The 24,886-nt window shown below is 73.4% G+C and carries 18 protein-coding genes; 2 read left to right on the top strand and 16 right to left on the bottom strand.

Going from position 1 to position 24,886, the window contains the following annotated elements:
• Positions 1–212: 212 nt before the first annotated feature.
• The 3 genes from IF99_RS0107340 to IF99_RS0107350 form a co-directional block, all read right to left on the bottom strand.
• Positions 213–551 carry a P-II family nitrogen regulator gene (locus IF99_RS0107340; RefSeq protein ID WP_030995537.1) on the bottom strand — a complete coding sequence of 113 codons (339 nt, stop codon included), beginning with the start codon at positions 549–551 and terminating at the stop codon, positions 213–215.
• Entirely contained in the window at positions 548–1,906 is a 1,359-nt protein-coding gene (locus tag IF99_RS0107345; RefSeq protein ID WP_030995538.1) for an ammonium transporter, read from the bottom strand. Before IF99_RS0107345 ends, IF99_RS0107340 begins: the two co-directional genes overlap by 4 nt.
• A 783-nt stretch (positions 1,907–2,689) precedes the next feature.
• A complete protein-coding gene (locus tag IF99_RS0107350) occupies positions 2,690–4,204 on the bottom strand; it encodes a hypothetical protein (protein WP_030995539.1) in 1,515 nt (504 codons plus the stop codon).
• 501 nt (positions 4,205–4,705) lie between these two features.
• On the opposite strand from IF99_RS0107350, the gene IF99_RS0107355 reads away from it, so the two are divergent.
• Entirely contained in the window at positions 4,706–5,359 is a 654-nt protein-coding gene (locus IF99_RS0107355; RefSeq protein WP_030995540.1) for a bifunctional DNA primase/polymerase, read from the top strand.
• Positions 5,360–5,637: 278 nt separating this feature from the next.
• Here IF99_RS0107355 and ftsY read toward each other — a convergent pair whose 3' ends face one another.
• The 4 genes from ftsY to IF99_RS0107375 form a co-directional block, all read right to left on the bottom strand.
• Complete coding sequence (gene ftsY / locus IF99_RS0107360) at positions 5,638–6,861, bottom strand: signal recognition particle-docking protein FtsY (protein WP_030995541.1); 1,224 nt, start codon at positions 6,859–6,861, stop codon at positions 5,638–5,640.
• A 302-nt stretch (positions 6,862–7,163) separates the two neighbouring features.
• Positions 7,164–11,090 carry an AAA family ATPase gene (locus tag IF99_RS0107365; protein WP_234340616.1) on the bottom strand — a complete coding sequence of 1,309 codons (3,927 nt, stop codon included), beginning with the start codon at positions 11,088–11,090 and terminating at the stop codon, positions 7,164–7,166.
• Positions 11,091–11,790: 700 nt separating this feature from the next.
• Positions 11,791–12,000 (bottom strand): hypothetical protein, encoded by a 210-nt coding sequence (locus IF99_RS0107370; protein WP_030995543.1) that lies wholly within the window; start codon positions 11,998–12,000, stop codon positions 11,791–11,793.
• Positions 12,001–12,381: 381 nt separating this feature from the next.
• Positions 12,382–12,663 (bottom strand): acylphosphatase, encoded by a 282-nt coding sequence (locus IF99_RS0107375; protein WP_030995544.1) that lies wholly within the window; start codon positions 12,661–12,663, stop codon positions 12,382–12,384.
• A gap of 143 nt (positions 12,664–12,806) precedes the next feature.
• On the opposite strand from IF99_RS0107375, the gene IF99_RS0107380 reads away from it, so the two are divergent.
• Complete coding sequence (locus IF99_RS0107380; RefSeq protein WP_030995545.1) at positions 12,807–14,177, top strand: CAP domain-containing protein; 1,371 nt, start codon at positions 12,807–12,809, stop codon at positions 14,175–14,177.
• A 265-nt stretch (positions 14,178–14,442) separates the two neighbouring features.
• Here the strand turns inward: IF99_RS0107380 and mutM are convergent, their stop codons facing one another.
• The 9 genes from mutM to IF99_RS0107425 all read right to left on the bottom strand — a co-directional run bounded on the left by mutM (position 14,443) and on the right by IF99_RS0107425 (position 24,826).
• Positions 14,443–15,297: a bifunctional DNA-formamidopyrimidine glycosylase/DNA-(apurinic or apyrimidinic site) lyase gene (mutM, locus tag IF99_RS0107385; protein ID WP_030995546.1), complete on the bottom strand. Its 855-nt coding sequence runs from the start codon at positions 15,295–15,297 to the stop codon at positions 14,443–14,445.
• Positions 15,298–15,547: 250 nt separating this feature from the next.
• Positions 15,548–16,375 (bottom strand): ribonuclease III, encoded by an 828-nt coding sequence (rnc, locus tag IF99_RS0107390; RefSeq protein WP_051703402.1) that lies wholly within the window; start codon positions 16,373–16,375, stop codon positions 15,548–15,550.
• A 29-nt stretch (positions 16,376–16,404) separates the two neighbouring features.
• Positions 16,405–16,578 (bottom strand): 50S ribosomal protein L32, encoded by a 174-nt coding sequence (gene rpmF, locus IF99_RS0107395; RefSeq protein ID WP_007493396.1) that lies wholly within the window; start codon positions 16,576–16,578, stop codon positions 16,405–16,407.
• A 2-nt stretch (positions 16,579–16,580) separates the two neighbouring features.
• Positions 16,581–17,228, bottom strand: a complete 648-nt coding sequence (locus IF99_RS0107400; RefSeq protein WP_030995548.1) for a YceD family protein — start codon at positions 17,226–17,228, stop codon at positions 16,581–16,583.
• Between the two features lie 209 nt (positions 17,229–17,437).
• Complete coding sequence (locus tag IF99_RS0107405) at positions 17,438–18,664, bottom strand: hypothetical protein (RefSeq protein WP_030995549.1); 1,227 nt, start codon at positions 18,662–18,664, stop codon at positions 17,438–17,440.
• A gap of 399 nt (positions 18,665–19,063) precedes the next feature.
• Positions 19,064–19,543, bottom strand: coding sequence for a pantetheine-phosphate adenylyltransferase (gene coaD, locus IF99_RS0107410; RefSeq protein ID WP_199806467.1), 480 nt, complete (start codon positions 19,541–19,543; stop codon positions 19,064–19,066).
• A gap of 26 nt (positions 19,544–19,569) precedes the next feature.
• A complete protein-coding gene (rsmD, locus tag IF99_RS0107415; RefSeq protein WP_030995551.1) occupies positions 19,570–20,157 on the bottom strand; it encodes a 16S rRNA (guanine(966)-N(2))-methyltransferase RsmD in 588 nt (195 codons plus the stop codon).
• Positions 20,158–20,356: 199 nt separating this feature from the next.
• Positions 20,357–22,597, bottom strand: a complete 2,241-nt coding sequence (gene recG / locus IF99_RS0107420) for an ATP-dependent DNA helicase RecG (protein ID WP_234340618.1) — start codon at positions 22,595–22,597, stop codon at positions 20,357–20,359.
• A 441-nt stretch (positions 22,598–23,038) separates the two neighbouring features.
• Positions 23,039–24,826 carry a DAK2 domain-containing protein gene (locus tag IF99_RS0107425; protein ID WP_030995553.1) on the bottom strand — a complete coding sequence of 596 codons (1,788 nt, stop codon included), beginning with the start codon at positions 24,824–24,826 and terminating at the stop codon, positions 23,039–23,041.
• Between the last annotated feature and the right edge of the window lie 60 nt (positions 24,827–24,886).

The following is a 24,886-nucleotide window of genomic DNA, read 5'->3' on the forward strand; positions in this document are numbered from 1 at the left end:
GCGTCGCGCGCCCCGTCCCGCGTCGCCCCCATCCCCGCCGCGTCAACTCCGTCCCCTACCCCTCCCCCACAGCCGACGCCCCCGCCAGCTCCCCTCCCGTCGCGCCCCACCCACTCCCTTCCCCCGATACGCCCGTCCCCCGCCCCGTACGTCGCGTGGGCGGCGTGCGGGGCGGGGGACGACGGGGCGGCGCCACGCATGGGCGGAGGAGGTCAGAGGGCGTCGGGGCCGCGCTCGCCGGTGCGGACGCGGACCGCGGTCTCGACGGGGAGGCTCCAGACCTTGCCGTCACCGATCTTGCCGGTGCGGGCGGCCTTGACCACGACCTCGATCAGCTGCTCCGCGTCCTCGTCCTCGACGAGGACCTCGACGCGGATCTTGGGCACGAGGTCGACGGTGTACTCCGCGCCCCGGTAGACCTCCGTGTGGCCGCGCTGCCGACCGTAGCCGCTCGCCTCGCTCACCGTCAGGCCGTGGACGCCGAAGGCCTGGAGGGCTTCCTTGATCTCGTCGAGCCGGTGCGGCTTGACGACCGCGGTGATGAGCTTCATGCGTCCACCTTCTTGTTCGTCGCCGGGGCCGCCGTGGTCTCGGTCGGGAGCGGGGCCGACGTGCTGCGGGGCAGGGAGCCGCCGCCGGCTCCGCTGTAGTCGTACGCGGTCTCGGCGTGCTCGACCTGGTCGATGCCGGAGACCTCGTCGTCCTCACTGACCCGCATGCCCATGGTCTTGTCGATGAGGAAGGCGAGGAGCGCGGAGACGACGAGAGAGTACGCGAGGACGCCGAAGACGCCCGCGGCCTGCTTGCCGAGCTGGTCGAGCCCGCCGCCGTAGAAGAGACCCTTGGCGTCGGACTGGACGCCGCCGGTGGCGAAGAAGCCGACGAGCAAGGAGCCGACGATGCCGCCGACGAGGTGGACGCCGACGACGTCGAGGGAGTCGTCGTACCCGAACTTGAACTTGAGCCCGACGGCCATGGCGCACAGCAGGCCGGCGATCGCGCCGACGGCGATGGCACCGAGGGGGCTGACCGCGCCGCCGGAGGGCGTGATCGCGACGAGGCCCGCGACGGCGCCGGACGCCGCGCCGAGGGTCGTGAAGGCGCCGTGGCGGATCTTCTCGTAGATGAGCCAGGCGAGCATGGCGGCGCCGGTGGCGACCTGGGTGTTGAGGAACATCACGGCGCCCACGCCGTCGTCGTTGCCGAGCCACGAGCCGGCGTTGAAGCCGAACCAGCCGAACCACAGCAGCCCGGCACCGAGCATCACGAGCGGCAGGTTGTGCGGCCGCATAGGGTCCTTCTTGAAGCCGACGCGCTTGCCGATGACGAGGATGACGCCGAGCGCCGCGGCACCCGCGTTGATGTGGACGGCCGTACCACCGGCGAAGTCGATGACGCCGAGGTCGTAGGCCCAGCCGCCGGCGCCCCAGACCCAGTGCGCGACGGGGAAGTACACGATCGTGGCCCAGAGCGCGATGAAGAGCGCCCAGGCGGTGAACTTGACGCGGTCGGCGAGCGCCCCGCTGATGAGCGCGGGCGTCAGGATCGCGAACATCAGCTGGAAGACGGCGAAGACGTAGATCGGGATAGTGTACCCGTCCCAGAGTTCCACGACGCCGATTCCGCTGAGCCCGACGAAGTCGCCGTTCCAGCCGATCAGGCTCCCCTTGTCCGTCCCGAAGGCGAGACTGAAGCCGTAGAGCACCCACAGGATCGTGACGATCCCGAGGCTGATGAAACTCATCATCAGCATGTTGAGGGTGCTCTTGACGCGGACCATGCCTCCGTAGAAGAAGGCCAGCGCCGGGGTCATCAACATGACCAGGGCGGAACAGATGAGCATGAATCCCGTGTTCGCGGCAGACAGCTGGGGAGCGTCTGCGGCGAGCGCAATGCCTGGGGGCATCTGCGTCTCCTCGTCGTCGGTGCGGCCCGTGCGGGCTCAACCAGTGCGGTCGTGAGGGGTGGGCCGTTATGCGCCATGAGGTTGTCGCAGCGCGGTTTCGGCCGATGCCCCTCGGTGTTTCACCGCCGTGACGAAGGCGCGGTGCGTGTTACGCGTTCATGAACCGCGACGCGGCCTCACGCCGCGTCGTTATCGTCGCGCAACCTGCGGGACGGCCCGCGGCGCCCCGCGCGCTCCCGCCGTCCGTATACCTGCGCGGGCCACCCGCTTGCCACGACGGAAACTCGACACGGCGCCGGGGGAGGGCGACATACGGGCGGATGTGGCCGGAATCAGGCGGTTGAGGCGCGGCGGAGGCGGAGGCACGTCGCGTGGCGACGGGAATACGTCGCGTACTCGGCGCGGTACGCCGCGCGGCCACGGGGATACATCGCGTACGCAGCGCGGTACGTCGCGTACGCGGTGGGGGCGGCGTGGCGGCGACACGTCGCCTAGCAGGAGGCGTGACAGTGACGTCGCGGAGGGGGCTACGTCGCGTCGCTCACCGCCTACGTCGCGTCGCACGCGGCCCGTCGCCCCGTGTGGGCCCACGTCGCGTCGCAGACTGCCTACGCCGCGCCGTACGGGTCCACGTCGCGTCGCTAGGCGCCGCATCACGCACCGCGCCGCGCCGTACGCCCCGACGCCCCACCCACGCCGCGCGGACCGACGCGACACACCCCGCCCGCGACGCGATGTACCCGCCCCCGACGCGACGTACCCCGCCCGTCGCCCACCCGCCGCCTACACCTCCGCGTCCCCGTCCTCCGGAAGCTGGCGCGCCATCTCGTCGCGCAGGTGGAGAACCTCGGGGACGGCGCCGTAGGCGCGGATGACCTGGTCGACCGTCGTGCGCAAGCGGTTGTTGAGGCGTTCGGAACGGACCTTGCGGGCGATACCGATGGCCGCGCCGGCCCGTTCCGCGCTCAGTTCGGGTTCCTTCTTGATCAGGTGGACGGTCGAGAGGCCGATGAGATTGAGCGCGTACGAACGATGGTGCTGGAGGTCGCTGCCGAAGAGTTCGACGGCGCGCTCGATGCGCGGCTCCGCGAGAGCGGCGTACTCCTTGGGGCGACCGGCCGTGTAGACGAGGTCGCGGAAGGAGTGGCCGTTCTCGGCGTGGAGTTCGGCCTCGGTGAAGAAGCCGATCCAGTCGGGGTCGCGCTCCTCGCCCGCGGACTCGATCGCTTCGGCGTACGTGTCCTCGGCGATGCGCACGGCGCGCTTGCATTTGCCGGGCTGGGCGAGGTTGGCGTAGGCGCGCGCCTCCATCGCGTAGAGCATCGCCTGCGTGCGCCCCGTCGCCTCGTGGCGGCTGCCGTACTGCGCGAGGTGGATGAGTTCGAGCGCGTCGTCGGGGCGGCCGAGGTGGATCATCTGGCGCGCCATGTTGGAGAGGATGTACGAGCCGAGGGGCTGGTCCTCGGCCTCCTTCGCGGCGTGCAGGGCGAGGACGAAGTATTTCTGCGCCGCGGGCTGGAGGCCGATGTCGTAGCTCATCCAGCCGGCGAGTTCGCCGAGTTCGGCCGCGACCCGGAAGAGGCGGCGCCCGGTCTCGGCGGTCTGCGGCTCCTGGAGCAGGTCGGTGACCTCGTGGAGTTGCCCGACGACCGCTTTGCGGCGCAGTCCGCCCCCACTCTGCGCGTCCCACTTGCGGAACATGATCGTCGTTGATTCGAGGAGGGCGAGTTCGGGTTCGGAGAGGCGGCGCGCGGTGCGGTTGGGGGTGGCGATGTCGGCGAGGGTCGGGAGACGTTCGCCGTGCGCGGGCTGGAGCCAGCGTTGCATCGGTTCGATGAGCGCGGCGCCCGCCGTCAGCGCGAGCGAGCCGCCGAGGAAGCCCCGGCGGGCGAGCATGAGGTCGCTGCGCGAGAACTCGCTTATCAGGGCGACAGTCTGGGGCGCCGTCCAGGGCAGGTCGATGCCCGCTGTCGACGGCGTCTGGTGGACGGGGCGCAGGCCGAGGTCCTCGACGCTGACGGCGCAGCCGAAGCGTTCCGAGAAGAGCGCCGAGAGCAGCCGCGGGATCGGGTCGCGCGGCTGCTCCCCGTCGAGCCAGCGCCGCACCCGCGAGGTGTCGGTCGAGACGTGTACGGCGCCGAGCTGGCGTGCCCTGCGGTTGACCTGCCGGGCGAGTTCGCCCTTGGACCAGCCGCTGCGGACGAACCAGGATTCGAGGAGCGCGTTGGGCTTCTTGTCGGCACCTTCGCCGGCGCCGTAGTCGGCCTCGTGGTTCGCCCCACCGAATCCCCGGCTCATGTCCATGAGCACGCCCCCATCCGTCACCCATCGCACCGCGCCTCTGCCGTACGCGGCCCCGACCCCTTCAGCATGCGCGACGTCGCGTGCGCCGAGCGCCACGGGGGGCGACGGCGCGCACGAGCGCGCCGTCACCGTCACCCGGCGGCGTCGTCGCCGCTGCCGCACGCGGCGTACGGCGCCTCCGCCGCACCGCACGACGCGAGCCACCTTGCCGGAGTCTGTCCCGTGAAGGTAGGGCGTCCCTCGCGCGCGCACGAGCCCGCCCCGGGAAACGCCACCTTTCGCCACCCCCGCGCCAATAACTCGCCCTGGACTTCACACGATTGACTGATGAAAGACGAGCGGGGACCAGCGCACAGAAGCGTGCCGGGGCGCACGTACGGTCGCACACGCCCCCTCCGTACGCCACACGCTACACACGGAGTGTCACTCCGACGGTTCACCGCGTAACCGGTGGACCGTCAACGCGTTGGACGCTCCAGACACGTTGGAGGGGGCATGGGCTTCACGATCGGCGGCATCCGGGAGAAGCGCGAGGGCGTGCGGCGCCGCGGACGCTCCCCCGAGTGCACCACGGTGGCCGAGTTCACGGGGCTGTGGGGCTGGGACGTCGCGCCGGGGGCGCGGATCGAGGCGGGCGGCTGCTCCTGCGGCGACGCGGCGTGCGGGGCGCCCGGCGCGCACCCGCTGCGCCGGGCACGTCCGGTACGCGCCGGCGCCACGCTCGCCGACGCGACCGCGGCGTGGTCCCGCTGGCCGGGCGCCGCGCTCATGCTGCCCGTCGGTACGGCCTTCGACGTGCTCGACGTCGCGGAGCGCGCCGGCCGCCACGCTGTCGCACGCCTGGAGCGCATGGGCCTGCCCCTCGGCCCCGTCGCCCTCACCCCCCAGGGCCGCGCGCAGTTCTACGTCGCGCCGGGCTCCGCCGCCGCCCTCCCCCGCCTCCTCGCCCGCACGGGCTGGGACGACGCCCGCCTCGATCTGCGCGCCCTCGGCACCGGCGCGTACGTCACCGCGCCGCCTTCCGACCGCGGCGGGCGCGGCCCGGTGCGCTGGCTCCGCGCGCCCTCGCTCGACACGGCGCTGCGCCCGCCTGAACTCCGCCTGCTGCTCGGCACGCTCGCGTACGTGGCGCGCCGGGTGGAGGGATAGCGGGCCCGATACGGGGGGCCGGGGGGCCAGCCAGGTCGTAACGGAGGGCGTCGCAGCTCCTGCGCGCGGAAGATGCGCAACGTCGCCAGGTCCCTCGCCCCCCGACCAGCCCGGCCCACGACCGCGCGCGGGAAGAACGCCTTCCGCAACCGGAAGGGGCCGGCACTCCGACGACTGAGGTGGACGCTCTCCGCGGCCGGACAGCGGAAAGACCCCGTGGAGATGCCACGGGGCCTTTCGTCGCGGGTCCGCGGCGCGCGTCGCGGCGGCGCGGGCGATCAGTCGCCGATGAGGGCGTCCACGAAGGCGCCGGGCTCGAACGGGGCCAGGTCGTCCGCGCCCTCTCCGAGTCCGATGAGCTTGACCGGGACGCCGAGTTCGCGCTGCACCGCGATGACGATGCCGCCCTTGGCCGTCCCGTCCAGCTTCGTGAGCACGATGCCCGTGATCGCCACGACCTCGGCGAAGACGCGGGCCTGGACGAGGCCGTTCTGGCCCGTCGTCGCGTCGAGTACGAGGAGCACCTCGTCGACCGGCGCCTGCTTCTCCACGACGCGCTTGACCTTGCCGAGCTCGTCCATGAGGCCGGTCTTGGTGTGCAGGCGGCCGGCGGTGTCGATGAGGACCGCGTCGGCCTTCTCGGCGATGCCCTCCTTGACCGCGTCGAAGGCGATCGACGCCGGGTCGCCGCCCTCGGGGCCGCGCACGGTGCGCGCGCCGACGCGCTGGCCCCAGGTCTGGAGCTGATCCGCCGCGGCGGCGCGGAAGGTGTCGGCGGCACCGAGCACGACGCTCTTGCCGTCCGCGACGAGGACGCGCGCGAGCTTGCCCGTGGTCGTGGTCTTGCCGGTGCCGTTGACGCCGACGACCATCACGATGCCCGGCTTGTCGGGCGCCGCCTCGGTGTGCACGGTGCGGTCCGTGTCGGCGCCGACGAGCGTGAGCAGTTCCTCACGAAGCAAGGCGCGCAGCTCGTCGGGGGTACGGGTGCCGAGCACGCGGACGCGCTCGCGCAGCCGCTCGACCAGTTCCTGCGTCGGCGCGACGCCGACGTCGGCGGTGAGGAGTGTGTCCTCGATCTCCTCCCACGTGTCCTCGTCGAGGTGCTCGCGCGAGAGCAGGGTCAGCAGACCCTTGCCGAGCGCGTTCTGGGAGCGCGAGAGACGGGCCCGCAGGCGCACCAGGCGCCCGGCAGTGGGCTCGGGCACCTCGATCTCGGGCTGCGGGGGCAGCGCGACGACCGGGTCCTCGACGGCCTCGGGCGCCGACGTCGCGGCCTCCGCGTCGGGAAGCGGTACCTCCTCGATCGTGCGGCGCTGCTCGTCGCGCGGTTTCTCGGCCTCGTCCCCGACGTGCGGTTCGGCCTCCGGGGCGGTGACGCTCGGCGTGCGCTCCGGCGGCGTGGGGGGGAGCCGCTTCTTGCGGCGTCCGCTCACCACCAGACCGCTGATCGCACCGATCACGACGACCGCGATGATGATTGCAAGGATGACGATGTCCATAACGCCCCCCAGTATCGGCCATGGCCGGGAGGTGGTCGGGGATTGCGTCTGGCGGCAGCCGAGGGGACGGGGTGGCACGACGCGGGCGGGCAACGTGTGGCGGGGCGGGGCCGCGACGTCGCGGGCGGCGGTGCGCAGCGGCGCGACGTCGGGTGCGTGGATGCGCGATGTCGCGCCGCGGGGATGCGTACGACGGCGCGACGTCGCGTTCTCGCGCCGCCGTACGACGGCACGACGCCGCGCAGCTCACGGTGCGGCGACGTCGCGCACGCGACGTCGCGACGCCCCTTGCGTCGCGTGCCTCACTTCAGCCGCTGGCTGATCACCTTCGAGACGCCGTCGCCCTGCATCGAGACCCCGTAGAGCGCGTCGGCGACCTCCATCGTGCGCTTCTGGTGCGTGATCACGATGAGCTGCGAGCTCTCCTGCAACTCCTGCATGATGCGGATGAGGCGCTGGAGGTTGGTGTCGTCGAGCGCCGCCTCGACCTCGTCCATCACGTAGAACGGGCTCGGTCGCGCCTTGAAGATCGCGACGAGCAGCGCGACGGCCGTCAGGGAGCGCTCACCGCCCGAGAGCAGTGAGAGCCGCTTCACCTTCTTGCCGGGCGGGCGGGCCTCGACCTCGACGCCGGTGCTGAGCATGTTCTCGGGATCGGTGAGCAGGAGCCTGCCCTCGCCACCGGGGAAGAGCCGCGAGAAGACGCCCTCGAACTCCCGCGCCGTGTCGTGGTACGCCTCCGTGAAGACCTGCTCGACGCGCTCGTCGACCTCCTTGATCACCTGGAGCAGGTCGGCACGGGTCTTCTTGAGGTCTTCGAGCTGCTCGGAGAGGAACTGGTGGCGTTCCTCGAGTGCCGCGAACTCCTCCAGGGCGAGCGGGTTGATCTTGCCGAGCCGCTGGTAGGCGCGTTCGGCCTCTTTGAGGCGCTTCTCCTGCTCGGCGCGGACGAAGGGGCGTGGCTGGTTGCGGGGGTGCTCGGGGTCCTCGGGCAGCTCCTCGCCCTCGGCCGGCGGCGAGGGCGGTACGAGCGTGCCAGGGCCGTACTCGGCGAGCAGGACGCTCGGCTCGACGCCGAGTTCCTCCAGCGCCCTGCCCTCCAGCTGCTCGATGCGCAGGCGTTTCTCCGCGCCGAGCACCTCGCCGCGATGGACGGAGTCGGTGAGCTTGTCGAGTTCGGCCTTCAGCCTGCGACCGCTCTCGCGCTCGGCGGTGAGCTCGCGTTCGGCCTCCTCGCGGTACCGCTCCGCCTCGGCGCGCTCGGTCTCGGCGCGGCCGAGCGAGACCTCGACGTGCGCGAGGAGCTGTCGCGCCCCCGAGGCGACGGCGCGCGCGACGGCCGCCTCGTGGCGCAGCCGCGCGCGACGTCGCTCCGCGCGCTCCCGCGCCTCGCGCTCGGCGCGCGCGGCGCGGTCGAGTCCGTCGGCGCGGCCCGCGAGTGCCTTGACGCGTTCCTCGTGCGTGCGGAGCTGGAGCCGGGCCTCCATCTCGGTCTGGCGGGCGTTGGCACCGTCAGCGGCGAGCCGGTCGCGCACCGAGGTGTCGGGTTCCTCGTCGCCGTCCCACTCCCCCGCGTCGCCGAAGGGCGAGGTCTCCTCGGCGACGGCGAGGCGCTCCTCCAGTTCGGCTGCCTCCGCCTCGGCGCGGTCGAGCGCCTCCTGCGCGCGCGCCGCCGCGGCGGCGGAGCGCTCCGCCTCGCCCGCGGCGCCCTTCGCCTGCCCGGCGAGCGCGCCGAGACGTTGCGCGACGGCGGACTTCTCGCGCTCCGCGGTGCGTCGCTCGCGCTCCAGCTCCTCCAGGACCGCCGCTGCGTCAGCGCGACGTGTCACGGCCTCCTCCTGCGCTTCGGCGAGCGCGGCGCACGGTACGGACAGCTCCTCCAGCTCGGCGGACGCCTCGTCCACGGACGCCTGCACCTCGATCAGACTCGGCGCACCGGCGGAACCGCCCTGTGCCAGGTGCGCGCCGAGGACGTCGCCCTCGGCAGTGACCGCGATGAGCGCGGGGTGCGTACGGACGAGGGCGAGCGCCTCGTCGAGCGTGCCGACGGCGACCATGCCGCGCAACAGGCGGCGTACGGCGCGAAGGAGGTCCTCCGGGCCGCGCACGAGATCGGCGAGGGGACGGCCGGGCGCCGCGGCGACCTCGTTCGTCGCGACGTCGAGGGGGGACGCGTGGGCGGCGGTCTCGTTCGTCGCGACGTCGTGGGGCGCGGCGTGGAGGGCATCGTCGTGGGGCGCCGCGTGGGGCGCGGCCTCGCGGGACGTGTCACGAGGCGTGGAGGACGGCGTGGCGTGATGGGCGGAGCCGGACGCCGGGGCGTCGCGGGGCGCGGCGGGCGGCGCCACGTCGCGTGCGGCCGACGTCTCGACGGCGGCGTGTGCGTCCGGGACGTCGCGTGGCGTCGGCACGTCGCCCACGTCGGCGCGCGACGTCGCATCGTTTCCCGCACCCGACGTCGCGTCGTGGCCGGTGCCTGGAGGCGACGTCGCGTTGTCGTCCTGCCGCGCGGCGTCCTTCCCCGCCGCGTCCGCGAGGAGCAGCACGGCGCGGCCCGCTTCTTGCTCGCGCAGGAGGCGGAGCGCCTGGGCGGCGGCTTCGGGGCCGCTGACGGCGAGGGCGTCGGCGGCGGTGCCGAGCCCGGCCGCGACGTGGGCCTCGTGGCCGGGAACGACGGCGAGGAGTTCGGCCGCGGGCCCGAGCAGTCCGGTGAGCCGGTCGCCCGCCGCGAGGAGCGCCCCGGTGCCGTCCTTCCGGCGCAGGCCGAGCGCGAGGGCGTCGCGGCGGGCCTCGGTCGCGGCGCGGGAACGCTCCGCCGCCGCGGCGGCGTCGCGGGCGTCGTGGTGCGCGGCGTCGGCCTCGGCGCGGGCCCGGCGCGCCGCCTCGTACCGCTCCTCGCGCGCGACGTCGCCCGCGTCGAGCCCTTCAACCTCGGCGCGCAGTCGCTCGTATTCCTCGTGCGCGACGTCGGCGCGTTCCCGCGCCTCGTCGCGCGACGTCGCGAGGCGTTCGATCTCCGCGCGCGCCGACGCGGCCCGGCCGCGCGCCGCGGTCACCTGGCCGTGGAGGCGGGCGAGGCCCTCGCGGCGGTCGGCCAGGGCGCGACCGACATCGCGCAGGCGACGCTCCTCGACGGCGAGCTGACGCTCCAGTTCGCCCCGGTGCGCGACGGTGTCCTCCAGGGCGCGTGCGGCGGCTTCCAGCGCAGCGGAGAGTTCCGCCTCCTGCTCGCGGATACGCGCCGCCTCGCGCTCCAGGTCCTCCGGGTCACGTCCGCGCCGTTCCTCGGCCGGTGCGGACGTCGCGCTCGTGACCCGTGCCTCGGCGAGGCTGACGGTGCCGCGTACACGCTCGGCGAGGCGCGACAGCTCGTACCACGTGTGCTGCGCGCTCTGGAGGCGCGGCGCGAGGGCCCGTACCGCCTCCTCCAGGCGGGCCTCGCGGGCGAGCGCGGTCTTGAGGGCGCTTTCCGCCGCTTCCTTGCGCTCCTTGAGCGCGGCCTCGTCGGCGATTTCGGCGTCGAGCGCGCGACGCAGCGTGACGAGATCATCGGCGAGCAGTCGCAGGCGCGCGTCGCGCAGATCGGCCTGGATGACGGCGGCGCGGCGCGCGACGGCGGCCTGGCGGCCGAGGGGTTTGAGCTGGCGACGCAGTTCGTCGGTGAGGTCCTGGACGCGGGCGAGGTTGGCGCGCATCGCGTCGAGTTTCCGCAGCGCTTTCTCCTTGCGCTTGCGGTGCTTGAGGACGCCGGAGGCTTCCTCGATGAAGGCGCGGCGCCCCATGGGGTCGGCGTGCAGGACGGAGTCGAGCTGGCCCTGGCCGACGATGACGTGCATCTCGCGGCCGATGCCGGAGTCGGAGAGGAGTTCCTGGATGTCGAGGAGGCGGCAAGTGTCGCCGTTGATCTGGTACTCGCTGCCGCCGTTGCGGAACATCGTCCGCGCGATCGTGACCTCGGCGTACTCGATGGGCAGGGCACCGTCACTGTTGTCGATCGTGAGCGAGACCTCGGCGCGGCCCAGCGGCGGCCGGCCGGTCGTGCCGGCGAAGATGACGTCCTCCATCTTGCCGCCGCGCAGCGATTTGGCGCCCTGCTCGCCCATCACCCACGTCAGCGCGTCCACGACGTTGGACTTGCCGGAGCCGTTCGGCCCGACGACGCACGTGATCCCCGGCTCGAACCGCAGCGTCGTCGCGGAGGCGAAGGATTTGAACCCACGCAGAGTCATGGCCTTGAGGTGCACGCCGTCGGACTCTACCGCCCCGGCTCCGCACGGCAGCGGCCCACGACGCGCGCGGCGCGACGGGAGGTGCGAGGACGCGAGCCGGGGGAGGTCACGGTGCGGGACCGGGCAACGTCGCGTGCGGCGCGACATGGCGCGACATGACGCCGCTACGTCGCGCCGCCTGGAGCTACGCCCCGCCGCCCCGCGTCGCGCACGACGCCGCGCACCACGCGGCGTCACCACGCACCGTCAGCCTCACGCCGAAGCGTGCACACGACGTAGTCGCCCCCGCGGGTGACGCGACGTCCCGCGCACCGTCACGGTTTCACCACGGAGCGCACAGGGCAGATCTGACGTAGACACGGCCGGGAGGGGCGGGAAACAGCGGGGAACGGGGGGATGCGGGCGGCACGAAGCCGCGGGGGTGGGCGTACGGGCCCGGGCCCCGCGTCCCGCAGCGACCGCGCAAGGCGACGACACCGCGCGGAACGGCCGCGCAAGGTGAGCCGACGCCGCGAACAGGTGGCAGAGGAGCGGCGCAGAGGACCACCAGCGCCCGCGAAACGGACGAGGGGGACGACGGAAAAAGAAAGGGACGCCGAAGCGTCCCTGGGGTACCGGCGTTACCGCACGGCCCACATGTCGCGCATCCCTGCCCCTGCCCGCCGCGAGGAACGCGGCGGTGTGCAGTAGCAGGCGTGCGTCAGGTGAGCGCGGGCTCCGCCTGCGGTACGTCGATGCTCTTCAGGAGAGCGTCGCCATGCTGAGAAGCGGCAGCCGCGAGCGCGTCGTTCTCCCTCTGAATCCGAACCAGCTCGGATTCGAGGTCCTGCACGCGCTGCTGGAGCCGTCGCATCTCGGCGAGGAGTCGCGGGTCGGAACCGCCGACGTAACCGAGAAGCGCCTTTGCCATGATGAGTGGTCCTCCACACTGAGTGACCGACCAGTACGGTGGTGGGTCGAGAGGGATTCGGTCCGCACCCGCGGTGTCCGGCAGCACTCCGTCTGTGACGTCGCCTGTCAAACCGTTGAGGTGCGCGGGGATTCCAGAGTCTCACCAAAAAGTTTGACGGTCAACACGATCAAGCCCCGGTGGGGCACGGCTGCGGGGCGCGCGGCGCTTCGAACGACGGCGCGTGCACTCCCGCGAGCCATGGGGGCGTGCGGGTCATCCTGTCGAGCGCCCCGGGGGCGGCGCAAGAGGCTCACGGCAGTCACCAGCGGCTTTTCCCGGCGCCGCCGAAGCACGCGGGGGGAGCATCGGCGGCGCACGACAAGGGCGCGTGCGGTGTGATCAACGGATCGCGAACCCTTCGTAGCCCCCACGAGGCGTGTCCCAGATCTCAGTCACGCCCTGGACGCTGCCGGGTGTGTCGCTCCCCCGCAGCCACTCCAGCAACTCCTCGCACGCCGCGCGCGGCCCTTCCGCGACGACCTGGACACGCCCGTCACGCACATTGAGAGCAAAGCCACTCAGTCCGCCGATCTCCAGCGCCCTCGCCCGCGTGAACCAGCGGAAACCCACACCCTGAACCGTTCCTCTGACCCACGCGGTCAGCCGTGCCTCCTCTTCCATTTCTTCCATGAGGGCACGCTAACCGGCCAATCCCCTCAGGCACACGTCGTCCCCCGGGGCCATGGCGTAGGGTCCGCACCGCACAGGGCTCACTCGAACGGGTGAACCGACCGGGACTCTGGTGACGACGGAAGGCCAGGACCATGGGACGCCACCGACGCTCAGCCGCCGACCGCGCCGAACCAGCGGCGAGCGCTCAGGCCGGAGCCCCAGCGGGCACCGCGCACACCGCGGGCCCCGGGCACACCGCGCACGACCACGACACCGACGCGTACGACGCGTACGACGCGTACGACGCGTACGACGCGTACGACGCGTACGAGCGTGCCGCGAACGACCGGGACGCCGCGTACGAGCGCGCCGTCTACGGCCGCGACGCCGCGTACGGCGACCACGCGACGTACGGGGGCCAGGCGGCGTACCGCGCCCACGCGACGTACGGATCGCGCCCCGGCCCGGGCTCCCACGCGTCGGCGCCCTACGCAACGTCCGCTCCGTACGCCGCGACCGCTCCGCCAGCGCCGCCCGCCCCGTACGCGACGTCCGCGTCCTACGGCCCCTACGCGACATCCGAAGCCGCTGCCGTCCCCTCCGCCGTTCCCCGCCCCGCTGACCACGCCGTCGGTGCCGACGGTGACGATCACGGCGGCGGGAACGGTCATCGCCGGAAGCGGCGCGGCGTTCCCATGCGCACCGGTCTGCTCGGGGTGTCGGCGGCGGTGGCGCTGGGCGCCGTAGCGGTCGGTACGGGGCTGGTGCCCGGGGAGGACTCCTTCTTCGGCGGGGGCCACGACACGAAGGTCCGCGCGGCCGACGCGCCGTCGGACGAGCGGCAGGGAGACGAGTCGTCCGCGGCTGACCGTACGACGCCTGCCGCGAGCCGGGGCGCCACCCGCTCCGACGCGCCCTCCCACGCGACGTCGTCCTCGCCCCGTACCAAGGCGAAGAGCAAGGGCGGCGCCGCGCCGAGCCCTTCCCGCTCCGCCACGGCGCAGCGCGGTACGGGCGCCGCGACGTCGCCCGGCGCGGGGACCACCCGGACGGCAACGCCTCCAAAGAGCGCGACGCCCGCCAGGACGAAGCCCGCCTCGCAGGCACCCGCCCAGCCGCCCGTCGTGGCGGCGCCCAGCGGCGAAGAGAGCGCGGCGGCGGCTGCCGTCCTCGTGCTCGTCAACCAGGAGCGCGCCAAGGTGGGGTGCAGCGCGGTCCGCGCGGACGACGCGCTCGCGTCGCTCGCCACCGCCTTCAGCGACGACATGGCGGCACGCGGCTTCTTCGACCACACCGACCCCGACGGCGACACACCCTGGGATCGCGCGAAGCAGGCCGGGATCAGCAACCTCGGCGGCGAGAACATAGCGCGCGGCCAGGCCGACGCCGCCGCCGTCATGGAGTCCTGGATGAACAGCCCGGGCCACCGCGCGAACATACTCAACTGCGACTACAAGACCCTGGGCGTCGGCGTGCACTTCGGCTCCGGCGGCCCGTGGTGGACGCAGGACTTCGGCTTCTGAGCCACGGCACCCGGCGCGGCGGGCATCTCGCGAGGCCCTGCGACGAGGCGCGGCCCCGGCCCGCGTCGCATACGTGGCGGCCACATCGCGGCGTCACGCGTGCCACCACACCGGAACGTCGCGACGCCGGCCCACGTCGCGTACGGTGCCTCGTCCCGTCCCCCGACGTCGCGCGCCCCGCAACGTCGCGCAGCCCGACACGTCGCGCACGTCGCCTCGTCCCGCACCCCCGACATCACGCACCGCGCAACGCCCCGCGCCCCCGTCACCCCCGCGCCCTGCGCTGACACTTCGGGCAGTAGTAGCTGGACCGGTTCATCCACGCGTCGCGCCGGATCGGCGTCCCGCAGCGCCGGCACGGCTCGCCCTCGCGCCCGTACGCGTCGAGGGAGCGGTCGAAGTAGCCCGACTCGCCGTTGACGTTCACGTACAGGCTGTCGAAACTCGTGCCGCCGACGGCGAGCGCGGCGTTCATGACGTCGCGCACGTGGCCGAGGAGTTCGTCGGTGCGGCGGCGGGTCAGGCCCGCCGTGGGGCGGTCGTAGTGGAGGCGTGCGCGCCACAGCGCCTCGTCGGCGTAGATGTTGCCGACGCCGCTGATGAGCGACTGGTCGAGCAGCGCGCGCTTGATCGTGGTGCGCTTGCGGCGCAGCGCCTCGTGGAAGGCCGCGTCGTCGAACAGCGGGTCGAGCGGGTCGCGGGCGATGTGGGCGATGACGTCGGGGACGCCGCCCTCGCCGGTCTCGTGGAGCGAGAGGCCGCCGAAGGTGCGCTGGTCGACGAAGCGGAGTTCGGTGCCGAGCGCGTCGTCGAAGCCGATACGGACGCGCAGGTGCTTCTCGGCGGGCGCGGCGTGCGGCTGGACGAGGAGCTGGCCACTCATGCCGAGGTGCGCGAGGACCGCCTCGGAGCCGCCGTCGAGCGGCAACCACAGGTACTTGCCGCGGCGGCGCGGCGTCGCGAACGTCCGCCCCTTCAGCCGCGCGGCGAAGTCCTCGCCGCCCGCGACGTGCCGCCGCACGGAGCGCGGGTGCAGCACCTCCGTCGCGGCGACGGTGCGCCCGTCGATCCAGCGGGCGAGCCCTCTGCGGACGACCTCGACCTCGGGCAGTTCGGGCACGGTGCGGCTCTCCTGGGGCTGGGAACGAAGTGGAAGGGAGGCGCGGCGCCGCCCGTACGCACAAGCGCGTGGCCGCCGGTGCGGACGGGCGCGGCACCGCCCCCCAACGACACCCACCCGGCACCCGCCACCCCGGTCCGTCATGCGTGATGGACCGGAGCACAGCGGGTACCGGGTGGAGCGACGAGCGGTGTCGCCGCGGGTCACGACGGTGGTGCCGTCATGGCGCGACGACAAACGCCGTTCTGTGTCAGGCAGTGGAAGCGGAGCCGCCCTCGGGGACGACGTCCCCGGGCGGGAGGAGTTCGCCCGCGGCGGCCTGCTCGGCCGCGCGCGTGTCGGCGGCGGCGCGGATGGCGCGCCACGCCGACTCGGCGGCCTGCTGCTCCGCCTCCTTCTTGCTGCGGCCGGTGCCGGTGCCGTACGAGACGCCTCCGACGCGGGCGGCAGCAGTGAAGGTCTTCTCGTGATCGGGGCCTTCCTCGGTGACGAGGTACTCGGGAACCCCGAGCCCCTCCATCGCGGTCAGCTCCTGGAGGCTGGTCTTCCAGTCCAGGCCCGCGCCGAGTTCCGCGGACTTCGCGATCAGCGGGTCGAAGAGGCGGTGCACGAGCTCCGCCGCCTTGTCGAGTCCCTGATCGAGATAGACCGCGCCGATCACGGCTTCCAGTGTGTCGGCGAGGATCGATGCCTTGTCCCTGCCGCCCGTGCCCTCCTCGCCTCTACCGAGCCTGATGAAGGCTCCCAGGTCGAGGCCCCGGCTCACCTCGGCGAGCGCACGGGAGTTGACGACCGCCGCGCGCAGCTTCGCGAGCTGCCCCTCGGGGAGGTCGGGGTGGGTGCGGTACAGCGTGTCGGTGACCACCAGGCCGAGCACGGAGTCCCCGAGGAACTCCAGGCGCTCGTTGGTGGGCAGACCGCCGTTCTCGTACGCGTACGAGCGGTGCGTGAGCGCACGCACCAGAAGGGCGGACTCCAGGTGATACCCGAGCCGCCCTTCCAGGAGCGTGTGGGACGAGGCCGCGGTGTCCGCCGAGGCGCCCGAGCGGGGCGCCTTCTTCTTGGGGGCGTTAACCAATTCCCTCTCGGCCTTTCTCGCCTGTCTCGTCAGACCTCGAGGACCTGACGCTTGTTGTACGTGCCGCAGCTCGGGCACGCGATGTGCTGGAGCTTGGGCTCGTGGCAGCGCTCGCACGCCACCAGGGTGGGGACCGCAGCCTTCCACTGCGACCGGCGGTGGCGCGTGTTGCTGCGCGACATCTTCCGCTTCGGAACAGCCACGGCTACTTCTCCTGCTTCTCGTCGACGCCTGCTTCGGCGCCGTCCAGCTCGTCCTTCTCGCCGGCCGGCATGGTCCCGGCGAGTCCCTGCAAAGCCGCCCAACGTGCGTCGACGGCGTCATGGTGGTGCTCCGGGTCGTCCGCGAGCCGCGCACCGCAAACGGCGCACAGCCCGGGGCAGTCCTCCCGGCACACCGGCTGCATGGGCAGTGACAGCACCACCGCGTCACGCAGCACGGGCTCGAGGTCGAACATTCCGTCCTCAAGGGGGGTGATGCTCTCGTCCTCGTCCGAGTCCGCCTCGACGCCCGCCATGCGGCGGTGGCGCTCCTCGGCCTCGGGGTACGAGAACATCTCCTGGAAATCCGCGGTGAGCTCGCGCTCCAGCGGTTCCAGACACCTTACGCACTCCCCCTCGGCGTGCGCACGGGCGGTGCCCGTGACGAGCACTCCGTCCATCACCGATTCGAGGCGGAGATCGATCTCCACCGGGGAGTCTGCCGGGATGGCGATGACGTCGGCGATGCCGAAGACGTTGTCGCCGCCCGGGGCCTGGACCGTCCGGGAGAGCTTCTGCATCGCACCAGGACGGCGCCCCAGCTCGTGCGTGTCGAACACGAGGGGGTTGCGGTGGTCGAGGCGGGCGTTCAGAGCTGCTCCTGTGTTCGGGTCCTGAGGTCTGGGGTCGGTCGTGGCCCGCCCTCGGGGCGGATCCGCGTGCCTGTTGCCGTTCGCTGCGACATGGTCCCGTCCGTGGACGGGCAGGGCAGACGTCTGCGCAGAGACAAACCGAAACCCCAGGGTACTGGAGAGAGCGCCCCCGGCCCAATTCGGCCCCAGTCGCCTGACTGGGGCCCGTCTCAGCGCCCCTGTTCGTACGCCCGCAGCTGCTCAGCGCTGATCATCGTGGTGTCGAAGAAGCTCGTCTCGTCGAGCGCGCCGCCCTGCGCGTGCTGCTGCGCGTGCTGCTCTTGCTGCGACGGCCAGGTCTGCGCGGCCTGCTGCCCGTAGTCCTGCTGCGGGTCCTGCGGGTATCCGTACGCGGCCTGCGCGGCGTACGGGTCCTGCGGCTGCGGGTAGCCGTAGGGGTCGGCGGACGCGGCGTAGGGGTCGGCCTGCTGCGGGTAGCCGTACGCGTCGGTCTGCGGCCCGTAGCCGTACGGGTCGGCCTGCGCGGCGTAGGGCTGCTGCGCGGGCGGCGGCGGGGCCTGTTCGGGGAGCGCGGCGACGGCGGGCTCGGGGAGCGGCGGGAGGACGAGGCCGCCCGACGTGCCGCCACCGAGAGTGCCGCCGCCCGAGCCGCCGCCGAAGGTGCCGCCCGAGGAGGTGTCGCCCGGCGACGCGGCGTCCGGCGCGGGGTCGCGCGTCGCGGCGAGGTCGGCGAGGTAGTCGGCGTCGTTGCTGTACTGGCGCTCGCCGCCGTCCTCGGCGAGGGCGGCGAGGTCGTCGGTCGCGACGCGCCCGTGCAGCTTGTCCCGGCCGCGCCCCACCGCCTCCAGCGTCTTGGCGAGCACGGCCTCGAAGGCGCCGAGCTTGATGTCCACGTACTCGTCGGCGCGCCGGCGCAGCGTCTCGGGGTCGCCGCTGCGCTCGGGGGCCTCGGCGTAGTCGGGGTCCTCGTAGCCCTGCGCGTCGAGGCCGTCGCCGGTGCCGAGGAGCTTCTCGCGGCCTCGCCCGACGGAGCCGAGCGTCTTGGTGAGGACGACCTCGAAGTTGGCGAGCTTGCTGTCGACGTAATCGTCGGCGTCGGCCTTGACCTCGGCCGCCTCGCGCCGCGCCTCGTTGAGGATGCGGTCCGCCTCGCCCTGCGACTGGCGCGCGACGGCGGTGTCCGCGACGAGGCTGCCGCGCTCGTCGTGGGCGCTGCGGATGATCCGCTCGGCCTCGGCGCGCGCCTCGCCGACCATGCGCTCGCGCTCCCCGATCAGCTCCTGCGCCTGGGCGAGCGAACCCGGCAGGGCCTCCCGCACCTCCTCCAGCATCGCGAGCAGGTCGGCGCGGTTGATCACGCAAGAGGCCGACATGGGCATGGACCGGGCCGCGTTGACGACCTCGACGATCTCATCGAGCTTCTTCTGCACGTCCACCGTGTGCTCGCCACTCTCTCGACTGATGGGGAGACGGACCGCTCGGCTGCTGCGAGCCGGACGGGACGACTGTACGGCCACGACGCGGGCCGGCGACACCGGGTGACGCGACGTCATGGAGAGGTCGCACGGGGCGACGTGAGGCGACGTACCGCGCGGCGTGGGGCGGCGTACGGAGCGCTGCGTGGCGCCGCACGAGGCGCTGCGTCGCGACGTACGGTGCGCTGCGTCGCCGCGTACCAGGCCGCTACGTCGCGGCCCACGACGCGCTACGCGGCGTACCGCGCGACATCACCACGCCGCGTACCGCGCGACGTCACCTCCCGGGCGTCTCCCCCGCGTCGCCGCGCTCACCGTTCCGCGCCACCGCCCGCCGCGTCACTGCTCCGCGTCCCCGCGTCACTGCTCCGCGAGGCGTCGCGTGAGCGCGGTGTGGACGGTCGGCGGCAGGAGGTGGGAGACGTCGCCGCCCCACTGCGCGACCTCCTTGACGAGCGAAGAGGAGAGGAAGCTGTAGGTGGGGTTCGTGGGGACGAAGAGGGTCTCGACGCCGGAGAGCCCGTTGTTCATCTGGGCCATCTGCAACTCGTAATCGAAGTCGCTGACAGCGCGCAGGCCCTTGACGATGGCGGGGATGTCGCGCTCCTTGCAGAAGTCGACAAGGAGACCGTGGAACGCCTCGACCTGGACGTTGCCGAACTCGGCGGTCACCTCGCGGATCAGGTCCATGCGCTCGTCGATCGTGAAGAGCCCGCGCTTGGACTTGTTGATCATCACGGCGACGTGCACGACGTCGTAGAGCTTGGAGGCCCGGGCGATGATGTCGAGATGACCGTTGGTGATCGGGTCGAAGGACCCTGGACAGACGGCGCGGCGCAACGTGATCCCCTCGCTCTGCGGTCGATTCATGGTGCGTTTTCGCACGTGGAGGCGGCGCGACCGTACCAAAAGGTCCCTTCGCCGTAGCGCCGGGACCGCAGTGCGCCGAAGCCGTCCGGCCAGGCGAACGCCCCGCCCCTGGTGCTGCGCTCCACGGTGACCAGTGCTTCCCCCGCGAGCCAGCCACGAGTACGGAGTGTGATCAGGATCTCCCCGAGTTCGGCGTCGGAGACCGCGTAGGGAGGGTCGAGGAAGACGAGGTCGTACGGGGCCGACGGCGGCGCCCCCGCGACGACCTGCGCCGCTTTGCCGGGCCTGACCTCGGCGCCCGCGAGGCCGAGGTCGCGGACGTTGGCGCGGATGGTGCGCACGGCACGGGCGTCGCTCTCGACGAGCAGCGCGTGCGCCGCCCCGCGCGAGAGCGCCTCCAGGCCCACGGCGCCCGAGCCCCCGTACAGGTCGAGGACGCGTTCGCCGTCGAGCGGGCCGCCGAGGAGCGACTCCCAAGTGGAGAAGAGGCCCTCGCGTGCCCGTTCGGAGGTGGGGCGGGTGCCGGTGCCTGGCGGTACGGCGAGGCGGCGGCCCCCGGCCGTCCCGGCGATCACGCGGGTCATGGTGCTGGTCGGTCCTCGTCGCTCGGCCCTCGCCGGCACCCGCCCGGTGACCACGGCACGCGCACACGCCGCCGGGCCTCCCGGCCGGACCCGGTCGGTACGCCTCCAGCGTAGGCGGCGGGAGCGGACACGCGCGCGGGGGTCTGCGCGGCCGGGGACGGACAAGGAGAAGGCGGGGCGGTGCGGGACGTCGCCGGCCTCACCCCTTGTCCAGATAGCTCTCCCTCTCCTCGTCGAGCAGCGCGTCCAGCGCCGTGCGCAGTGCCGGGTGGGCTTCCAGGGCCGGGTCGGCGGCGACGACCGCCGTGGCCTCCTCTCGGGCCTCGGCGATGATCTGCTCGTCCTCGATGACGGCGAGCATCCGCAGCGAGGAGCGGACGCCGGACTGCGCCTGCCCGAGCACGTCGCCCTCGCGGCGTTGCTCCAGGTCGACGCGCGACAGCTCGAAACCGTCCAACGTCGCGGCGACGGCGCCGAGGCGGGCGCGCGCCGGGCTGGCCTCCGGCATGTCCGTGACGAGAAGGCAGAGTCCGGGCGCGGAGCCGCGCCCCACACGGCCGCGCAACTGGTGAAGCTGCGACACCCCGAAGCGGTCGGCGTCCATGATCACCATGGCGGTCGCGTTGGGCACGTTGACGCCGACCTCGATGACCGTCGTCGCGACGAGCACGTCCAGCTCGCCCGCGGCGAAGCGGCGCATCACGGCGTCCTTGCCCTCCGGTCCGTCCGGCGCCATCCGCCCGTGGAGGATGCCGACGCGCAGCCCGGCGAGCGGGCCCTCGGCGAGGCCGCGGGCCACGTCGAGCACGGCGAGGGGCGGACGCTTGTCCCCGGCGGCGTCGGCACCCGGGTCCTCGTCCGCACCGAACCCCGCACCGGTTCTCCGCTCGTCAGCATCCTCCGCGGTCTTCGTGCGCGCGGACGCGCCCTTGCCCGCCTTGGTCCCCTTCTTGGATCCCTTGGCCCCGGCGGCCTCCTCCTCGTCGCCGATGCGTGGGCACACCACGTACGCCTGGTGGCCCCCCGCGACCTCCTCGCGGACGCGTTCCCAGGCGCGCGCCAGGAAGTGGGGCTTGTCCTGGGCGGGGACGACGTGCGTCGTGATCGGGGAACGCCCGGCGGGAAGCTGGTCGAGTACCGAGGTCTCCAGGTCGCCGAAGACTGTCATCGCGACGGTGCGCGGGATGGGGGTCGCGGTCATGACGAGGAGGTGCGGCGGCTGCGCGCCCTTGGAACGCAGCGCGTCGCGCTGCTCCACGCCGAAGCGGTGCTGCTCGTCGACGACCACGAGCCCGAGGTCGTGGAACTTCACCACGTCCTCGATGAGCGCGTGCGTACCGATCACGATGCCCGCCTCCCCGGTCACGAGGTCGAGGAGGACCTTGCGGCGCGCCGCGGCGCCCATCGAACCGGTGAGCAGCACGACGCCCGTCGCTTGCTCCGCCGCGCCGAGCGTGCCGCCCGAAGCGAGGTCGCCCATCATCTCGGTGATCGAGCGGTGGTGCTGCTGCGCGAGGACCTCCGTCGGGGCGAGCATCGCCGCCTGACCGCCCGCGTCGACGACGGCGAGCATGGCGCGCAGCGCGACCATCGTCTTGCCCGAGCCGACCTCGCCCTGGAGGAGGCGGTGCATGGGGTGGTCGGTCGCGAGGTCGTCGAAGATCTCGCGCGAGACCTTCCGCTGACCCTCGGTGAGCGTGAACGGGAGGCGCGCGTCGAAGGCCGTGAGCAACCCCTCGGGAGCGGGGCGGCGCGGCACGGCGGGCAGTTGCGCGTCGGCGTGGCGACGGCGGGCGAGCGCGGTCTGGAGGACGAACGCCTCGTCCCACTTGAGGCGGTCGCGCGCCGCCTCGACATCGGCCTTGCCGTGCGGCCGGTGGATCTTGAGCAGCGCCTCGGGAAGCGGCAGCAGCCCGCGTCCCTCGCGCAGGGAACCGGGCAACGGGTCCAGCGCCTCGTTCGCGCTCGGCAGCACGGCGTCGACCGCCTTGGCGATCTTCCACGACTCCAGCTTCGCCGTCGCCGGGTAGATCGGCAGCAGGCTCGACGCCCAGGTCCCGGCGGCCTCGCGCGCGTCGCTCTCCTCGGCGAGCAGTTCGTAGGCGGGGTGGGCGAGCTGGAGCTTGCGGTTGAAGACGGAGACCTTGCCGGCGAACATCGCGCGCGTGCCGGGGAGCAGGTCGTGCTGCGGCTTGTGCACGCCGCGCCCGAAGAACACCAGCTGCAACCGGCCGCTGCCGTCCGTGAGGGTCACTTCCAGCCGCTTGCCCCGGCCCGCGTTGAAGGTGTGCACCCGCGCGTCCGCGACGCGCGCCACGACCGTGACGTGCTCGTCGAGCGGCAACTCGGACAGCCGCGTCAGCTCCCCGCGCTCGGCGTAGCGGCGTGGGTAGTGGTGGAGGAGATCACCGACAGTGTGCAGGCCGAGGTGCTCGGCCATCACCTTCGCGGTGGGCGGTCCGAGCACCTTCTTCAGCGGTTCATCGAGCGTGGGCACCCTCCCATTGCACACCACGAGACCGACAACCGGCCGCGCACGCCTCGCGGGAGGGGGCCGGCGGGAGGGGCCGGGTGGAGGGGCCGGGTGGAGCGGGGCGGGGGATGAGGTTGCGGCAGGGAGGCGGCGCGACGTCGCGGGCGCTGCGCCGCGTCGCGGGCACGGGCGGCGCGTCGCCGCGTCGCTGCGTCGCTGCGTCGCTGCGTCGTTGAGGCACGGCGCCACGTCGCGTCCGTTGCGGGCGCGGTGTCACGTCGCTACGTCGCGCACGGCGCCACGTCGCCCCGCACGGCCCCCGCCGTCACGCGGCGTACCCGCTCCCACGCGCGCCGTCCCCCGCGACGTCGCGCCCCGCCTCCAGGCGCAGGGCGGGCCCGCCCTGCGCTATTCCACCCCGACGAGCAGCAGCGCCGCGTCGCGTCCGCCTGCGTAGACGACGGTGTCCACCGCGAGGTGGTGCGCGCGTACGTGGCGCTCCAGTTCGTCCGCGAGCGTGCTGGGGCACTCCTCTCCGAGGACGAGCGTGACCATCTCGCCGCCCGCCGCGAGCATCCGGTCGAGGACGGTGCGCGCGATCGCGGCGACGTCCTGCCCGATGACCACGACGTCGCCGTCGATGAGACCGAGCACGTCGCCGCCCTGGCAGATGCCGACCGAGGTCCACGAGCGGTGTTCGGCGACCGCGAGTTCCGCGTAGCGCGTCGCGCCAGCGGCGCTGGTCATGGCGACGACGTCCTCGTCGAAGCGCCGCTCCGCCTCGTGGACGGCGAGCGCGGCGACGCCCTGGACGGCGGAGCGGGTGGGGATCACGGCGACGCGTACGCCCAGGTGGCGCGCGTCCCGTGCGGCGGCGGCAGCGGTGTGGTGGAGATCGGCGTCGTTGGGCAGCAGGACGACTTCGTGGGCGTGCGCGCGGCGCACCGCGTCCACGAGTTCGCCGCTGCCGGGCAGTTCGCCCGGCCTCGCGGGCACCGTCGCGGCACCCGCCTTCGCGTAGAGCTCGGCGAGGCCTTCGCCCGGCACCACCGCGACGATGGCGCGCGGGACGCGCTCCCCGCTCGCGGGAGCGGGCCGCGCGGCGTCGGACGCGAAGTGCGTGATGCGGACGCGGTGCGGGCGCCCCGCCTCGATACCCGCCTCGACGGCGGCCCCCGCGTCGTCCACATGCACATGGACGTGCCACAGGCCGTCCCCGCCCACGACGACGAGGGATTCACCGAGCGCGTCGAGTCGTGCGCGCAGGCGCGCCACCGCGTCGTCCTCGGCGTCGAGGAGGTAGATCACCTCGTACCCGGGCCCCGAGCCGTCCCACTCCCCGGTGTCCTGGCACGCGACGTCACCGCTCCCCCGTCGCGCGACGTCGCCCCCTCGCGCGACGCCCTCCCCGGACGCCGCGTCGCCCCCGGCGTCGCCCGGCCGTGCCACGTCGCCGTCCCCGCTCCCCCCGCCGCGCGGCGGCTCCGGGTGCCGGGGCTGCCAGCGCTCCGGTCGCGCGGCGGGGCCACCGGCGAACGGCTCCCCGCCCAACGCCGCGACCAGCGCGGCGAGCACCGCGACAAAGCCCCTGCCCCCCGCGTCCACGACGCCCGCGCGACCGAGCGCTGCGAGCTGTGCCGGGGTGCGCTCCAGCGCGTCACGCGCGGCGTCGTACGCGGCGCGGGCGACCACCCGGCAGTCGGCCTCGGCGGCCGGGCAGGCACCCGCCGCGGCGGAGGCGACGGTGAGGACGGTGCCCTCGACGGGGTGTGCCACCGCCTCGTACGCGGCCTCGACAGCGCGGCGCAGCGCGGCGGCCAGGACGACGCCGTCGACCGCCTCGCCCGACGCCTCGACGAGGACCTGCGCGGCGCCGCGCAGCAACTGCGCCAGGATGGTGCCCGAGTTGCCGCGCGCACCGACGAGCGCCCCGTGTGCCATGGCGCGGGCGACCCCTTTGAGGGCGGGCGCGGACGCGGCGTCCGCGTCCTCCTGGTACGCCTCGAAGACGGCCTCGACGGCGCGGAAGGCGGCCTCGGTCGTGAGGTAGAGGTTGGTCCCGGTGTCGCCGTCGGCGACCGGGTAGACGTTGATCGAGTCGATCTCCTCGCGCGCCCGGCCCAGTGCGTCGAGGGCCGTCGCGCACCAGGCGCGCAGCGTGGTGGCGTCGAGGAGCCGTCCTTCGTTCCCGGACATCAGGGCCTTCCCGGGCCCCAGGGCCCCCTTGCGCAGCCGGACGAACGCAGCGTAGTCGCA

The sequence above is a fragment of the Streptomyces sp. NRRL F-5630 genome, from assembly GCF_000719475.1.
GTDB lineage: Bacteria > Actinomycetota > Actinomycetes > Streptomycetales > Streptomycetaceae > Streptomyces.

Coding starts and splice junctions, on each gene's coding strand:
- IF99_RS0107340 (WP_030995537.1), bottom strand. CDS start 551: ATGAAGCTCATCACCGCGGTCGTCAAGCCGCACCGGCTCGACGAGATC.
- IF99_RS0107345 (WP_030995538.1), bottom strand. CDS start 1,906: ATGCCCCCAGGCATTGCGCTCGCCGCAGACGCTCCCCAGCTGTCTGCC.
- IF99_RS0107350 (WP_030995539.1), bottom strand. CDS start 4,204: ATGAGCCGGGGATTCGGTGGGGCGAACCACGAGGCCGACTACGGCGCC.
- IF99_RS0107355 (WP_030995540.1), top strand. CDS start 4,706: ATGGGCTTCACGATCGGCGGCATCCGGGAGAAGCGCGAGGGCGTGCGG.
- ftsY (WP_030995541.1), bottom strand. CDS start 6,861: ATGGACATCGTCATCCTTGCAATCATCATCGCGGTCGTCGTGATCGGT.
- IF99_RS0107365 (WP_234340616.1), bottom strand. CDS start 11,090: ATGACTCTGCGTGGGTTCAAATCCTTCGCCTCCGCGACGACGCTGCGG.
- IF99_RS0107370 (WP_030995543.1), bottom strand. CDS start 12,000: ATGGCAAAGGCGCTTCTCGGTTACGTCGGCGGTTCCGACCCGCGACTC.
- IF99_RS0107375 (WP_030995544.1), bottom strand. CDS start 12,663: ATGGAAGAGGAGGCACGGCTGACCGCGTGGGTCAGAGGAACGGTTCAG.
- IF99_RS0107380 (WP_030995545.1), top strand. CDS start 12,807: ATGGGACGCCACCGACGCTCAGCCGCCGACCGCGCCGAACCAGCGGCG.
- rsmD (WP_030995551.1), bottom strand. CDS start 20,157: ATGACCCGCGTGATCGCCGGGACGGCCGGGGGCCGCCGCCTCGCCGTA.
- recG (WP_234340618.1), bottom strand. CDS start 22,597: ATGGCCGAGCACCTCGGCCTGCACACTGTCGGTGATCTCCTCCACCAC.
- IF99_RS0107425 (WP_030995553.1), bottom strand. CDS start 24,826: ATGTCCGGGAACGAAGGACGGCTCCTCGACGCCACCACGCTGCGCGCC.